Raw genomic sequence first — 14,584 nt, 5'->3', positions numbered from 1 at the left:
GGGGGGCTTCGCCGTCCCCGCATCGCCCCCGGCCGCACGGACAAGTCCACACAAAAGGGCCGGGCCCCGAAGGAATGTTCTTCCCTCGGGGCCCGGCCCTGATTGCCGACGGTGCGCGCTACGCGGGCGTCAGTTGTCGTCCTCGTCGATGAGGAAGCCCCGCATCGGCGACGGCGTCTGCTGCATCGGCTGCGGGCTCTGCGGCCGCACCGGAGCCATCGGCTGGGTCATCGCCGGCGACATCTGCTGCTGACCGCCGTAGGACGGACCACCGCTGGACTGACCGGCCATGGAGTGGTTGCCACCACCCATGGACTGACCGCCACCCATGGTGTGGTTGCCGCCCATGGCACCCGCACCGGCCGACGCCATCGACGGGGACGGCGGCAGCGAAGCGGTCGCCGGGGTCCGCGGCGGGGCCAGCGAGTCGTCGGCCTGGTTCTCCAGCTGACGCAGCTGGCTCTCCAGGTAGGACTTCAGCCGCGTGCGGTACTCGCGCTCGAAGCCGCGCAGGTCCTCGACCTTGCGCTCCAGCGTCGCGCGGGCCGACTCCAGCGAGCCCATCGCCACGCGGTGCTTCTCCTGCGCGTCCCGCTCCAGCGCGTCGGCCTTGGCGCGGGCGTCCCGCTCCAGGCCCTCGGCACGGCTGCGCGCCTCGCCGACGATCTTGTTGGCCTCGGAACGGGCCTCCGCGATCGCCTGGTCGGCGGTCTGCTGTGCCAGCGACAGCACGCGGGCCGCGCTGTCACCGCCCGGGCCGCCCTGCTGGCCGCCGGGGCCGGGCAGCTGGGGTCCACCGGGGCCGCCCATCGGGCCGCCCATGGGACCGCCGGGACCCATCGGACCGGGGCCGTGCGGGCCCTGCGGGCCGTGGCCACCGGGACCAGGAGGCAGCTGCGGTGCTCCACCGGGCAGTTGGGGAGGTCCACCCATCCCCTGCTGCTGCGGCGGCACCGGCTGCGGACCGGATATGGCGGCGGGCACGGGAGCCCCGGGCCTCTGCTGCTGCTCCTGCTGCTGGTCCGGTCCCTTGCGCAGACCCTGCTGCTGCTGGTTCTGCGCGGCGGCGCGGGTGGCAGCCGCAAGCTTGGCGCGGAGGTCCTCGTTCTCCCGCAGGAGCCGGGTCAGTTCGGCTTCGACCTCATCGAGGAAGGCATCGACCTCGTCCTCGTCATAGCCTTCTCGGAGGCGGACGGTCGTGAACTGCTTGTTCCGCACGTCCTCGGGGGTCAACGGCATCTCTACTTCACCTCAACGTAGTCGTCGGCAATCGGCAAGACCGTATCGTTCACACCAACAACACCGACCTCACGACGGTGATCAGGATGTACACGATGATCATCAATACGAAGAAGGACAGGTCGAGCGCCACGCCCCCGAGACGCAGCGGCGGAATTACCCGCCGCAGAAGCTTGAGTGGCGGATCAGTGACAGTGTAGGCGGCCTCAAGAATGACCACCATCGCCTTGCCGGGTTGCCATGAACGGGCGAATTGGAACACATAGTCCATCACCAGCCGGAAGATCAACACGATCAGGAAGCAGTACAGCGCGATATAGATCACCTGGCCAGCGACACTCATCTCGCGCTTCCCTCTCCCCTTGCTCTCCTGTGCAGACCTTACGGCCCGGTGTGCCCGGTGTTGCGTCTCAGCTCTGGTTGAAGAACCCGCCCTCTGCGATACGGGCCTTGTCCTCCGCCGTGACATCGACGTTAGCAGGAGACAACAGGAACACCTTCTGCGTCACCCGCTCGATACTGCCGTGAAGACCAAACACCAATCCGGCCGCAAAGTCGACAAGTCGCTTCGCATCGATGTCATCCATCTCCGTCAGATTCATGATCACCGGAGTGCCCTCACGGAAGTGTTCCCCGATGGTACGGGCTTCGTTGTAGGTCCGGGGGTGGAGTGTGGTGATGCGGTAGGGCTCCCGCTCGGACACAACCTTGGGCATGATCACCGGTGCGTTCTTCTCCAGATTTGGACGTTCGGGTGTGATGGATGACACGGGGGCGATTCGCGCGGGTCGTCCGCTTTCCACGGTGAGCGGGGCCGGTTCGCGTTGCGCCGGAGGTGTCACAGCACGGACGGGTTCCTCCCTTTCCGGGGGGATTTCGGGCTGAGCCTGGTGCTGTTGACGCCGCCCCCGATCGGGTTCCGGGTCAAGCTCGGGCTCGAACTCGTCGTCGGGGTCGAACCCCCGGCCGTCGTACCCATCGTCCTCCACGAGGCCGAGGTAGACCGCCATCTTGCGCATCGCGCCGGCCATTCTCTGCGTCCTCCGCTCTGTGGTGGATCGGCTCCGTCAGCAGGGGCCTTGGATCCACGTGGCCTGCCCGCTTGTGCGGGAATGACCATATTTTGTGCTGTGGTCCGACTTGCTTGGCGACGTTACCGGAGCCGTGGTCGGACTCCGAGTACCGCAGTGCCGACGCGCACATGTGTCGCCCCGGCTGCCACGGCATCCTCAAGGTCCGCACTCATGCCTGCTGACACCATGTTGGCAGCAGGATGCAGTCCGCGCAGGTCGGATGAGATTTCCATGAGCCGTTCGAAAGCGGCGAGTTCACGGCCGGCATACGGCCCGGCCAGCGGTGCGACGGTCATCACACCGTCCAGGCGCAGCCCTTGGGCCCCGGCGATCGTCTCGGCAAGTGCCTCGACTCCGTCCGGCGCCACCCCGCCCCGGTCCCCCCGCTCCCCCGACTCCGCGTCGAGCGCCACCTGGATCAGGCACCCCAGTTCGCGCTCGGCGCGCACCGCCTCCCTGGAGAGGGCGGTGGCGAGCCTGGCCCGGTCGACCGACTGAACAACTCCGGCATATCCGGCCACGGACCGCACCTTGTTCGTCTGCAATTGACCAACGAAGTGCCAATTAAGCGGCAAATCTCCGCATTCAGCGGCCTTGGGAGCGGCCTCCTGATCACGGTTCTCCGCGACCTGCCGCACCCCCAGCTCCGCGAGCAGCCGCACATCGCTCGCGGGGTAGGTCTTGGTGACCACGATCAGGGTCACGTCGGCACGCGGCCGGCCGGCCTTGGCGCAGGCGGCGGAGATACGTTCCTCCACCTGCGCCAGGTTCTGTGCCAGCTGCGTTCTACGGTCGTCCGTCACGGCTCGGCCTCCCCCAGCCCCGGGCCGGGGGCGCCCCGAGCCACACATAGCTCGCGAGCCGCCCCGTCGTACGGTCGCGCCGGTAAGAAAAGTGGTCCGCGGACTCGCGGGTGCAGATGTGGGAATCCTCACGCAACGGCACGCCCGCCGCGGCGAGTTGGGCCCGTACGCCGGCGGTGACGTCCACCGCGGGAGTGCCCCAGCCGGTGGTCGCCCGGGACTCGGGCACCACGGCGGCGACCTCGTCGCGCATCGCCTCGGGCACCTCGTAGCACCGCCCGCAGATCGCGGGTCCGGTGTACGCGATGATCCGGGCCGGCTCCGCGCCCTGGTGCACCATCGCCTCGACGACCGCCGGGACGACCCCGGCGACCAGCCCGGGCCGGCCGGCGTGCGCGGCCCCCGCGATCCCGGCGACCGGGTCGGCGAGCAGGACCGGGGTGCAGTCGGCCGTCAGAACGGCGAGCGCAAGACCCCGGCGATCCGTCACCACCGCGTCGACAGCGGGGACGTCCTCGTCTCGCCACGGTCCGTCGACCACGGCGACGTCCCGGCCGTGGACCTGGTTCATCCAGACCACCGCGGCCGGGTCGAGGCCGAGTTCCGCGGCGGCGCGGGCACGGTTGGTGCGGACGGCCTGCGGGTCGTCGCCGACCGCGCCGCCCAGATTGAGCTGCTCATACGGAGCGGCGCTCACCCCGCCCCACCTGTCGGTGAAGGCGAAGTGCGCGCCGCTCTCGTGGTGCTGTTTCCCTATCACTTCGCTGCTTTACGTCACTTCAGGAAGTCGGGGACGTCGAGTTCCTCGGCCGCGGAGTCCGAGTACGGACGGGCCGGGGGAACCTGCGGGGCGCTCGCCGGGGGCGAGGACACCTCACCCAGCGAGGAGGACTCGGCCGGGGCCGGCTCCTCGTCGCGTACGGGCACCGAACCCAGTCCGCCGAAGGACGACGACCGCGGCTCGGGCGGAGCGACCGGGCGGCTCGGGGCCGGGGCGGGCTCCTCGCGCTTCGGGGTGGACGCGGCGGACTGTGTGTCGCGGCGGGCCGGCGGCTGACCGCCGTCGAAGCCCGCGGCGATGACCGTGACCCGGACCTCGTCGCCCAGCGCGTCGTCGATGACCGCACCGAAGATGATGTTGGCTTCGGGGTGTGCCGCCTCGCTGACCAGCTGCGCGGCCTCGTTGATCTCGAAGAGACCGAGGTCGGAGCCGCCGGAGATGGAGAGCAGCACGCCGCGGGCGCCGTCGATGGACGCCTCCAGGAGCGGCGAGGAGATCGCCATCTCCGCGGCGGCCACCGCGCGGTCGTCGCCGCGCGCCGAGCCGATGCCCATGAGGGCGGACCCGGCCTCCGACATCACGGACTTGACGTCGGCGAAGTCGAGGTTGATCAGGCCCGGGGTGGTGATCAGATCGGTGATGCCCTGCACACCCGACAGCAGCACCTGGTCCGCCGACTTGAACGCGTCGAGCACGCTCACCTGACGGTCCGAGATGGACAGCAGCCGGTCATTGGGGATCACGATGAGGGTGTCGACCTCTTCGCGCAGCTGGGCGATGCCGTCCTCGGCCTGGTTGGCGCGACGGCGGCCCTCGAAGGTGAACGGGCGGGTGACCACACCGATCGTCAGGGCGCCCAGCGAGCGCGCGATGTTGGCGACGACGGGTGCGCCGCCGGTGCCGGTGCCGCCGCCCTCTCCCGCGGTCACGAAGACCATGTCGGCCCCCTTGAGGACCTCCTCGATCTCCTCGCGGTGGTCCTCGGCCGCCTTGCGACCCACATCCGGGTTGGCGCCGGCGCCGAGCCCGCGCGTCATTTCGCGGCCGACGTCGAGCTTGACGTCGGCGTCGCTCATCAGCAGCGCCTGCGCATCGGTGTTGATCGCGATGAACTCGACGCCCTTGAGCCCGACCTCGATCATCCGGTTGATGGCGTTCACGCCACCGCCGCCGATGCCGACGACCTTGATGACTGCGAGGTAGTTCTGCGGTGCTGCCACGTCGAAGGCCTCTCGCCTCGAGTTACGTGTCGTCGCCGCACTGCGTGTGGACGCCGACTGATGCCGATGGGACGGTTCGTAGTGCCGACCCGAACCCTAACGTTGAAGTTTAGGGTTACCTGTGCCTGTGTTCCTTGGTTCCATAGTCCCTTTGGAACGAGACACTAAGTCGACAAGGCGCGCACGTTCAACGAACACGCCGAACCTCCCGTTTTTCTTTTCACCCTATGTGATCACCCATAGTCGTAGCCATCCAGGGTGCTGGCCTGCGGCTACGGACGTCAACTCCCGGATACGGCAGGGGCGCTGGGCACCGACACATCGAAGTGGCGCGCGTCACGCGCGGCTTTCACCAGCGCGGCCAGCACCTTTGCCTTTTCGGCGCCCTGTTCGCGGCTGCCCCAGGCGACGGTGCGGCCGCCCGCCAGTTCGAGGGTGATGGCGTCGTAGGACCGGACCCGGACCTTCCGGAGGCCCTTGCGCAGCGCCGTGGGCAGATCCTGGGTGACCTCGACAGCGGAGCGTCGCAAACGGTCGGTTCCAAACTGATGCAGACTCGGAGAGTCGGATACGTTCATTTCCAGAAGCGGAACACCCTTGGGGGCCGCCTCCACGGTGGCGAACCGGACACCCTCGGCGTCCACTTCGGCAAACTTTCCGCCCGCTCGCATCAGCAGTTCCGGCATTCTTTCGGTCACATTCAGACCGATTGTGTTCGGCCAGGACCGCTCGACGTCCACGGTCTTGATGCGCGGCAGCCGGTCGCGCAGCCGGCGGGCCAGGGCCTCGGTGTCCACGGAGGCCAGTGGGGCGTTCATCGGGGCATGCGCCGCGGCAACGACCTCATGCGGCGTCAGCACCTCGGCGCCGGTGACCCTGACGCGTTCCACCCGTAGCCAGTTCGAGGCGAAGAGCACCCAGGCGCCGAACGCGCCGAGCAGCAGCACGCCGACCAGCATGATGATCAGACTGCGGCGGCCCGGCGCGCGAACGGGAAGGCGCACCCACCCGAATCTTCGCCCCGGGGGCGCCGCGGCGGAGGGCGGGCCGGACGGTGACTTCTGCTCGCCCCGACGGGCGGTTGCCGGTCCGGCCACGCTCCCCTGCCTTCTCTCGTGCGCTACTTGTTGTGCTGCGCAATCGCCTCGTACACCATGCCGACCAACAGCTCGTCGGCGTCCCGGCGGCCGAACTCGGAGGCCGCGCGCGACATCTCGTACAGCCGGTGCGGATCGGCCAGGACCGGGAGCACCTGGCTCTGCACCCAGTCCGAGGTCAGCTGGGCGTCGTCGACCAGCAGACCTCCGCCGGCGTTGACCAGCGGCTGGGCGTTGAGCCGCTGCTCGCCGTTGCCGATGGGCAGCGGGACGAACGCGGCCGGGAGCCCGACGGCGGACAACTCGGCGACGGTCATCGCGCCCGCGCGGCAGAGCATCATGTCGGCCGCGGCGTACGCGAGATCCATCCGGTCCACGTACGGTACCGGGACATAGGGGGGCATCCCGGGCATGTTGTCCGCATGCGGCAGTTCGTTCTTCGGGCCGACCGCGTGCAGGACCTGGATGCCGGCGCGCTGCAGGGCCGGCACGGTGGCCTGGATGACCTCGTTGAGCCGGCGGGCGCCCTGGGAACCGCCGGACACCAGCAGCGTCGGGAGGTTGGGGTCGAGGCCGAAGGCGGCCCGCGCCTCGGGGCGGACCGCGGCACGGTCCAGGGTCGCGATGGTGCGGCGCAGCGGGATGCCGACGTAGCGGGCCCCGCGCAGCTTGCTGTCGGGGGTGCTGACGGCGACGAACTTGGCGTACCGCGAGCCGATCTTGTTGGCCAGACCGGGCCGGGCGTTCGCCTCGTGGACGATGATCGGCACCCCGAGCCGCTTGGCGGCCAGGTATCCGGGCAGCGCCACATAGCCGCCGAAGCCGACGACGCAGTCGGCCTTGGTGCGCTCCAGGATCTGCTCGGCGGCCTTGATCGTGCCGCGCAGCCGCCCGGGGACGGTGATCAGTTCCGGCGTGGGCTTGCGCGGCAGGGGTACCGCGGGGATCAGCCCCAGCTCATAGCCGCGTTCCGGGACGAGCCGGGTCTCCAGGCCCTTCTCCGTGCCGAGTGCCGTGATCCCCACGGTCGGGTCCTGCCTCCGCAGTGCGTCCGCGAGGGCGAGCGCGGGCTCGATGTGGCCGGCGGTCCCCCCACCGGCGAGTACGACATGCACCGAAATTCACCGCTCTCCGGACGGCCGCTTCTTGACGCGCCGTCTCATCGTCTTCCATCTCACCCCAGCCGGTCTTCTGCCGAAGACCGGCTTCCGCTTCGACCGGGCCGTCAACGCCACCCGTGCAGCGGGCTCGTCCCGCGCGAAGGCGATCAGCAGCCCGATGGCGAACATCGTCGGCAGCAGGGCGGAGCCTCCGTAGGAGAACAGCGGGAGCGGGACACCGGCGATCGGCAGCAGGCCGAGCACCGCACCGATGTTGATCACGGCCTGGGCCGTGATCCAGGTGGTCACGCCTCCCGCGGCGTACCGTACGAAGGGGTCCTCCGTGCGTCCGGCCACGCGGATACCCGCATAGCCTAGAGCCGCGAAGAGGGCGAGCACCGACAGCGTCCCCGCCAGACCCAGTTCCTCCCCGGTGATGGCGAAGATGAAGTCGGTGTGCGGTTCAGGGAGTTCTCCCCATTTTTCCATACTCGCGCCGAGGCCGGAACCGAAGAATCCGCCGGACGCCAGGGCGTAGATGCCGTGCACGGCCTGCCAGCACTGGTCCCCGGGCCCCGGATCGGTCGCTCCGATGCAGGCCAGCCGGGACATCCGGTTGGCGCTGGTCTTGATCAGCAGCGCCCCGATCAGCGTGGCGGCGCCCAGCACCCCCACGAACAGCCTGGTCGGCGCACCGGCCAGCCACAGCAGCCCGAAGAGGATCGCCGTGAGAATGATCGCGGTGCCCATGTCGCCGCCGAGCATGATCAGCCCGAGCAGCAGAAAGGCCACCGGGATCAGCGGCACCAGCAGGTGCTTCCACTGCACCAGCAGTTTCTTGTCCTGTTTGCGGGCCAGCAGATCGGCGCCCCACAGCACCAGCGCGAGCTTGCCGAACTCGCTCGGCTGCATCTGGAACGGTCCGCCGAGGTTGATCCAGTTCTGGTTGCCGTTGACCGCGACCCCTATCCCGGGGATCTGCACCAGGCACATCAGGAACACCGAACCGGCCAGCAGCGGATAGGCCAGCCCGCGGTGCAGCCGCACCGGCATCCGGGCGGCGGCCAGCAGCAACCCGCCGCCGAGGACCGCGGCGAGCAGCTGCTTGCGGAAGAAGTACGCCGGGGCCAGGCCGGACTGCAGCGCCTTGATCTGGGACGCCGAGTAGACCATCACCAGGCCCAGGACGGTGATCAGCAGGCTGCCGCCGAGGATCAGGTAGTACGCGGTCAGCGGACGGTCCCAGGCGCGCCGCACCCTGACCAGGAAGCCCCGGGGGCCACCGGGGACGCGTCCGCCGCGCGGCCCCCGCACCATGGCGGGCCGGCGCGGCGGACGCGGAGGGGCCGCCTTCGGCGATCGGGCCGTCATCCTCGTCCCCTCCACAGGTGCGCGCGCCGACCGGTCCTGGTGGCGGCGGGGAGAAACGGTCTAGTGATCCCGTGCGGTCAGCTCGCCGACCGCGTCGGCGAAGGCCTCGCCCCGCTTGTTGTAATTGACGAACATGTCCATCGAGGCACAGGCCGGAGCCAGCAGGACGGTATCGCCCGGCTCGGCCAGACGGGTCGCTTCCCGGACCGCCTCGGACATCGCCCCAGTGTCTGTCCGGCCGAGGTCGACCACCGGGACATCGGGGGCGTGTCGCACCAGGGCTTCGCGAATCAGCGCCCGATCGGCGCCGATCAGCACCACGCCGCGCAGCCGGGCCGCGGACTTCTGCACCAGCTCGTCGAAGGTCGCGCCCTTGGCGAGGCCGCCGGCGATCCACACGATGTGCTCGTACGCCGCCAACGACGCCTCGGTGGCGTGGGTGTTGGTGGCCTTGGAGTCGTCGATGTAGGTGACGCCGTCGAGCTCCGCGACGTGCTGGATGCGGTGTGCCTCCGGGTGGAAGGCGCGCAGTCCGTCGCGTACGGCGGCGGGCCGGACGCCGAAGGCACGGGCCAGCGCCGCCGCCGCGAGGGCGTTGGCGATGTTGTGCGGGGCGGGCGTGCCGGAGCCGGGCGCGATGTCGGAGACCTCGGCGAGCTCCTGAGCCTGCTGCTGCCGGTTCTCCACGAAGGCGCGGTCGACGAGAAGGCCCTCGACGACGCCGAGTTGGGAGGGGCCGGGGGTGCCGAGGGTGAAGCCGATGGCCCGGCAGCCCTCCTCGACGTCGGCCTCGCGCACCAGGTCCTCGGTCGCCTTGTCGGCCGCGTTGTAGACGCAGGCGACGGTGTTGCCCTCGTAGATCCGGCCCTTGTCGGCGGCGTAGGCCTCCATGGAGCCGTGCCAGTCGAGGTGGTCGGGGGCGAGGTTGAGGACCACTGCGGAGTGCGCGCGCAGCGACGGCGCCCAGTGCAGCTGGTAGCTGGAGAGCTCCACGGCGAGCACGTCGTAGGGGCGCGCACCGTCCTTGCCCTGGCCGAGGACGACATCGATGATCGGGGTGCCGATGTTGCCGACGGCCGTGGTGTGCAGGCCCTCGGCGGCCAGGATCGAGGCCAGCATCCGTACGGTGGTGGTCTTGCCGTTGGTGCCGGTGACCGCGAGCCAGGCGGCGGGCGGCTGCCCCGCGACGGTCTCGCGCAGCCGCCAGGCGATCTCCACGTCGCCGACCACGTCCACCCCGGCCGCGGCGGCCGCCGTGAACAGCGGGCTGTCCGGCTTCCAGCCGGGCGACGTCACGACGAGGTCGGTGCCCTCGGGGAAGGTCTCGCCGTCACCGAGGCGGACGGTGATCCCTGCCGCCTCCAGCTCCCGCGCCGCCGCCCGCTGGGTGTCCCCGTCGCCGCCATCCACGACGGTGACGTGGGCGCCGAGGCCGGCCAGCGCGCGGGCGGCACTGATGCCGCTCACGCCCAGGCCGGCCACGGTGATGTGCTGACCGTCGAATCCCGCGGGAGCGCCGGTCGGACCGTGGGTGGTCACTTCGCTGCCTGCCAACCGCCGTAGAAGATGCCGAGTCCGACGATGACGCACATGCCCTGAATAATCCAGAATCTGACCACCACAAGCACTTCCGACCACCCCTTGAGCTCGAAGTGGTGCTGGAGTGGCGCCATCCGGAAGACCCGCTTACCGGTCAGCCGGAACGAGCCGACCTGGATGACCACGGACATGGTGATCAGGACGAAGAGGCCGCCGAGGATGGCCAGCAGCAGCTCGGTACGGGAGCAGATGGCCAGACCGGCCAGCGCGCCGCCCAGGGCCAGCGAGCCGGTGTCCCCCATGAAGATCTTGGCGGGTGAGGTGTTCCACCACAGGAAGCCGAAGCAGGCACCCATCAGGGCCGAGGCGACGACCGCGAGGTCGAGTGGGTCGCGGACCTCGTAACAGCCGGGCCCCGCGGTGATCTGGTTGGCGCAGGACTCCTGGTGCTGCCAGATGCCGATGAAGGTGTACGCGCCGAAGACCATCACCGAGGCGCCGGTGGCCAGGCCGTCGAGGCCGTCGGTGAGGTTCACGCCGTTGGACATCGCAAGGATCATGAACAGCGCCCAGATCACGAAGATCACCGGGCCGATCTGCCAGCCGAAGTCCTGGGTGAAGGACAGCCGGTCCGAGGCCGGGGTCTGTCCGCGCAGGTCGGCGAATTGCAGCGAGAGCACCGCGAAGGCGATGCCGACGATCAGCTGGCCGGCCATCTTGGCCTTGGCGCGCAGGCCCAGCGAGCGCTGCTTGACGATCTTGATGTAGTCGTCGAGGAACCCGACCAGGCCCATGCCCGCCATCAGGAACAGCACCAGCACACCGGAGAAGGTGGGGTCGCTGGAGGTGATCAGCTTGGTCACGACGTAGGCGATGATCGTGGCCAGGATGAAGGAGATGCCGCCCATGGTGGGCGTGCCCTTCTTGCTGCCGTGCGTCCGCGGGCCGTCATCGCGGATGAACTGCCCGTATCCCTTTTTGGCCAGCAGCTTGATCAGCAGCGGGGTGCCGATCAGGGTCAGGAAGAGCCCGATCGTTCCGGAGAAGAGGATCTGCTTCATCGTGTTCATCGGGATGCGGCTCCACCCTCAGCGCCCGCGGCGCCCGCGGCGCCGCCGTCGTCCAGCAATGCTGCGGCGACCCGCTCCAGCCCCACCGACCTGGACGCCTTCACCAGCACGACATCTCCCGGGCGCAGCTCGCTGCGCAACAGGTCGACCGCCGCCCGCGCGTCGGACACGTGCACCGACTCCTCACCCCACGAACCCTCGTTCTTGGCGCCCATGTCGAGCCACGCCGCTTCCGCGCCGCCGACCGCCACGAGCTTGCTGACGTTGAGTCGGACGACCAGCCGCCCGACCGCGTCGTGTTCGGCGAGTGACTCCTCGCCCAGCTCGGCCATCTCACCGAGCACCGCCCACGTGCGCCCGCCCTCCGCCTTGGCGGCGGCGCCCATGGCGACCAGCGCTCGCAGCGCCGCTCGCATGGACTCGGGGTTCGCGTTGTAGGCGTCGTTGACGACCGTCACGCCGTCCGCGCGCTCGGTGACCTCCATACGCCAGCGGGAGAGCGTGCCGGCTTCGGAGAGCGCGGAGGCGATCTCGTCCACGGGCATGCCCAACTCATGGGCTACGGCGGCCGCGGCGAGCGCGTTCGACACGTGGTGCTCACCGTACAGCCGCATGGTCACATCACTGCACCCGGAGGGTGTGTGAAGCGTAAATGCGGGCTGTCCGAGCGCCGTGAGACGGACATTCTCGGCACGCACATCGGCGTCCGCGGCCTCACCGAACAGGACCGTACGGGCCGTTGTGCGCACCGCCATGGCACGGACGTACGGATCGTCGGCGTTGAGCACCGCGATCCCGCCCTCCGCCGCGGACGGCAGCGCCTCGACGAGTTCGCCCTTCGCCGCGGCGATCTGCTCGCGGCCGCCGAACTCGCCGATGTGCGCGGAGCCGACGTTGAGCACCACACCGACCCTCGGCGGGGTCAGCCCGGCGAGGTAGCGGATGTGGCCGACGCCGCGGGCGCCCATCTCCAGGACGAGGTGACGGGTCGTCTCATCGGCGCGCAGCGCGGTCAGCGGCAGCCCGATCTCGTTGTTGAGGTTGCCCTCGGGCCAGACGGTCGGGCCGTGCCGCTGCAGCAGTTGGGCGAGCAGGTCCTTGGTGCTGGTCTTGCCGGCCGAGCCGGTCAGTCCGACGACGGTGGTGCCGAGCCGCTCGACGACGGCGCGGGCGAGCGCGCCGAGCGCGGCGGTGACGTCGTCGACGACGATCGCGGGGACGCCGACGGGGCGCGCGGCCAGGACGGCCACCGCGCCCGCCTCCACGGCACCCCGGGCGAAGTCATGGCCGTCGACGCGTTCCCCGGCGAAGGCCACGAACAGGGAGCCGGGGCCCACCGCGCGGGAGTCGGCCACGACCGGTCCGGTCACCCGGCGGTCGTCGTCCGGTATGTCGTACTGCTGCCCGCCGACGATGCTCGCGATCTCGGCGAGCGACAGGGAGATCACAGGTCACCCCCGTCGAGGGGCGGGCGGTGACGGTAAGCGGATTGTGCGCGCATGGAGGTGTGTCATCCCTGGTGGTTCGGCTGCGGTGACTGCTGCGACTGCTGTGGCTTCAACGAGTCCTCGATGGCACCGCGCAGCACCTGGCGGTCGTCGAAGGGGCGTACCACTCCGGCGATGTCCTGGCCCTGCTCATGGCCCTTGCCCGCGACGATCACGGTGTCGCCGGGCTCGGCGCGCGCGACGGCGGCGGCGATGGCGGCGGCCCGCTCCTCCTCGACCAGCACCGTGCCGCGTTCGTGGATCGGCACCTCGGCGGCGCCCGCGAGCATGGTGGCGAGGATCGCGAGCGGGTCCTCGTTACGGGGGTTGTCGGAGGTCAGGACCGCCGTGTCGGCGAGCCGGGCCACCGCGGCGCCCATCGGGCCGCGCTTGTGCGGATCGCGGTCGCCGCCGCAGCCGAGGACGGCGTGCAGCTTGCCGTCGGTGACCTTGCGCAGCGCGCGCAGAACCGATTCGACGGCGTCGGTCTTGTGGGCGTAGTCGACGACCGCCAGATACGGCTGGCCGGCGTCGATGCGCTCCAGACGACCGGGGACGCCGGGCACCGCGGCCACGCCGTCGGCCGCGGTCTGCGCGTCGATGCCGGCGACGACCAGCGAGACGATCGCGGCGAGCGCGTTGGCGACGTTGAAGGGGCCGGCGATCGGGGAGGCGGCCCGCACCGTCCGGCCGTCCGGGCCGTGCACGGTGAAGGTCGAGCCGAGGGTGCCGACCTCGACGTCCGCGGCGCGCCAGTCGGCGTCCGGGTGGCCCTCCGCGGAGAAGGTGGTGACCGGGACCTCGGACTCGCCCTCGGCCAGGCGCTTGCCGTATTCGTCGTCGAGGTTGACCACGCCGGCGCGGCTGCGGGCCTTGGTGAACAGCTGGGCCTTGGCCTGGAAGTAGTCCTCCATGCCGGAGTGGAACTCCATGTGCTCCGGGCTGAGGTTGTTGAAGATCGCGACGTCGAAGACGCAGCCGTCGACCCGGCCGAGGACCAGGGCGTGGCTGGAGACCTCCATGGCGACCGCACGGACCCCGCGCTCGCGCATCACGGCGAACAGTGCCTGCAGGTCGGTGGCCTCGGGGGTGGTGCGCTCGGACTTGATCCGCTCGTCGCCGATACGCGTCTCGACGGTACCGATCAGGCCCGTGAGCCCGCCGTCGGGGCGCTTGGCCGCGGCGGCCCGCAGCCCGCCCTCGATGAGGTAGGCGGTGGTGGTCTTGCCGGAGGTGCCGGTGATGCCGATCTGGAGGAGGTCCTCGCCCGGCGTTCCGTAGATCGAGACGGCCAGGGCACCCATCCGCGCGCGGGGGTTCTCGACGGCGAGGACCGGCAGGCCGGTCGCGGCGGCGCGCTCGGCGCCGGAGGGGTCCGTCAGGATCGCCGCGGCACCGAGGTCGGCGGCCTGGGCGACGAAGTCGGCGCCGTGCAGACGGGCGCCGGGCAGCGCGGCGTAGACATCGCCGGGGCGGACCGCCCGGGAGTCATGGGTGATGCCGGTGACCATGACATCGGCATGGCCGGCGGCGGGGGCCGGGCATCCCAGCTGCTCGGCGAGGTCCGCCAGGGGGGTGGGGCGGACCCGGTCAGGGCGGGGTGCGCCCGGATAGGTGCCGGGACCGCCCTTCTCGGCGTGCTGGGCTTTCGGGGACTGATCAGCGTGTGACACGGCGGTGAGCGTACCGGGCACAGTGGGCCCGGGGCGAAGTGAGGGCTGTGGTGGGGAGCAGCTTCCGGGGATGGGGGTGCCGTCCGGGGTGCCGTCGGGGGTGATGGTCGTCACGGCGGAATTGCCTCGAT

Annotated in this window: 13 protein-coding genes; all 13 read right to left on the bottom strand. The window is 70.3% G+C overall.

Features of this window, described 5'->3' with window-relative positions; translation table 11 throughout:
• Positions 1–129 precede the first annotated feature (129 nt).
• A complete protein-coding gene (locus tag EST54_RS14360) occupies positions 130–1,239 on the bottom strand; it encodes a DivIVA domain-containing protein (RefSeq protein WP_129248002.1) in 1,110 nt (369 codons plus the stop codon).
• A 49-nt stretch (positions 1,240–1,288) separates the two neighbouring features.
• A complete protein-coding gene (locus tag EST54_RS14355; RefSeq protein WP_030415214.1) occupies positions 1,289–1,582 on the bottom strand; it encodes a YggT family protein in 294 nt (97 codons plus the stop codon).
• A 67-nt stretch (positions 1,583–1,649) separates the two neighbouring features.
• Positions 1,650–2,270, bottom strand: coding sequence for a cell division protein SepF (locus EST54_RS14350; RefSeq protein WP_129248001.1), 621 nt, complete (start codon positions 2,268–2,270; stop codon positions 1,650–1,652).
• A gap of 122 nt (positions 2,271–2,392) precedes the next feature.
• Positions 2,393–3,163 (bottom strand): YggS family pyridoxal phosphate-dependent enzyme, encoded by a 771-nt coding sequence (locus EST54_RS14345; protein WP_129248000.1) that lies wholly within the window; start codon positions 3,161–3,163, stop codon positions 2,393–2,395.
• Positions 3,099–3,875, bottom strand: coding sequence for a peptidoglycan editing factor PgeF (pgeF, locus tag EST54_RS14340; RefSeq protein ID WP_129247999.1), 777 nt, complete (start codon positions 3,873–3,875; stop codon positions 3,099–3,101). The genes EST54_RS14345 and pgeF overlap by 65 nt, the downstream gene beginning before the upstream one ends.
• Before the next feature lie 14 nt (positions 3,876–3,889).
• Positions 3,890–5,116, bottom strand: a complete 1,227-nt coding sequence (gene ftsZ, locus EST54_RS14335) for a cell division protein FtsZ (RefSeq protein ID WP_129247998.1) — start codon at positions 5,114–5,116, stop codon at positions 3,890–3,892.
• A 281-nt stretch (positions 5,117–5,397) separates the two neighbouring features.
• Positions 5,398–6,213, bottom strand: a complete 816-nt coding sequence (locus EST54_RS14330; protein WP_167511539.1) for a cell division protein FtsQ/DivIB — start codon at positions 6,211–6,213, stop codon at positions 5,398–5,400.
• A gap of 23 nt (positions 6,214–6,236) precedes the next feature.
• Positions 6,237–7,328, bottom strand: coding sequence for an undecaprenyldiphospho-muramoylpentapeptide beta-N-acetylglucosaminyltransferase (gene murG / locus EST54_RS14325; protein WP_129247996.1), 1,092 nt, complete (start codon positions 7,326–7,328; stop codon positions 6,237–6,239).
• Positions 7,329–7,334: 6 nt separating this feature from the next.
• Positions 7,335–8,684, bottom strand: coding sequence for a putative lipid II flippase FtsW (ftsW, locus tag EST54_RS14320; protein ID WP_129247995.1), 1,350 nt, complete (start codon positions 8,682–8,684; stop codon positions 7,335–7,337).
• Between the two features lie 60 nt (positions 8,685–8,744).
• Positions 8,745–10,223: a UDP-N-acetylmuramoyl-L-alanine--D-glutamate ligase gene (murD, locus tag EST54_RS14315; protein WP_129248038.1), complete on the bottom strand. Its 1,479-nt coding sequence runs from the start codon at positions 10,221–10,223 to the stop codon at positions 8,745–8,747.
• Positions 10,220–11,284, bottom strand: a complete 1,065-nt coding sequence (gene mraY / locus EST54_RS14310; protein WP_129248037.1) for a phospho-N-acetylmuramoyl-pentapeptide-transferase — start codon at positions 11,282–11,284, stop codon at positions 10,220–10,222. The genes murD and mraY overlap by 4 nt, the downstream gene beginning before the upstream one ends.
• A gap of 5 nt (positions 11,285–11,289) precedes the next feature.
• A complete protein-coding gene (locus EST54_RS14305) occupies positions 11,290–12,741 on the bottom strand; it encodes a UDP-N-acetylmuramoyl-tripeptide--D-alanyl-D-alanine ligase (RefSeq protein WP_129247994.1) in 1,452 nt (483 codons plus the stop codon).
• A gap of 62 nt (positions 12,742–12,803) precedes the next feature.
• Positions 12,804–14,567 carry a UDP-N-acetylmuramoyl-L-alanyl-D-glutamate--2,6-diaminopimelate ligase gene (locus tag EST54_RS14300; protein ID WP_372448272.1) on the bottom strand — a complete coding sequence of 588 codons (1,764 nt, stop codon included), beginning with the start codon at positions 14,565–14,567 and terminating at the stop codon, positions 12,804–12,806.
• Between the last annotated feature and the right edge of the window lie 17 nt (positions 14,568–14,584).

The organism is Streptomyces sioyaensis, from assembly GCF_004122735.1.
GTDB classification, from domain to species: domain Bacteria; phylum Actinomycetota; class Actinomycetes; order Streptomycetales; family Streptomycetaceae; genus Streptomyces; species Streptomyces sioyaensis.
This window is presented reverse-complemented; position numbering and strand designations above follow the sequence as displayed.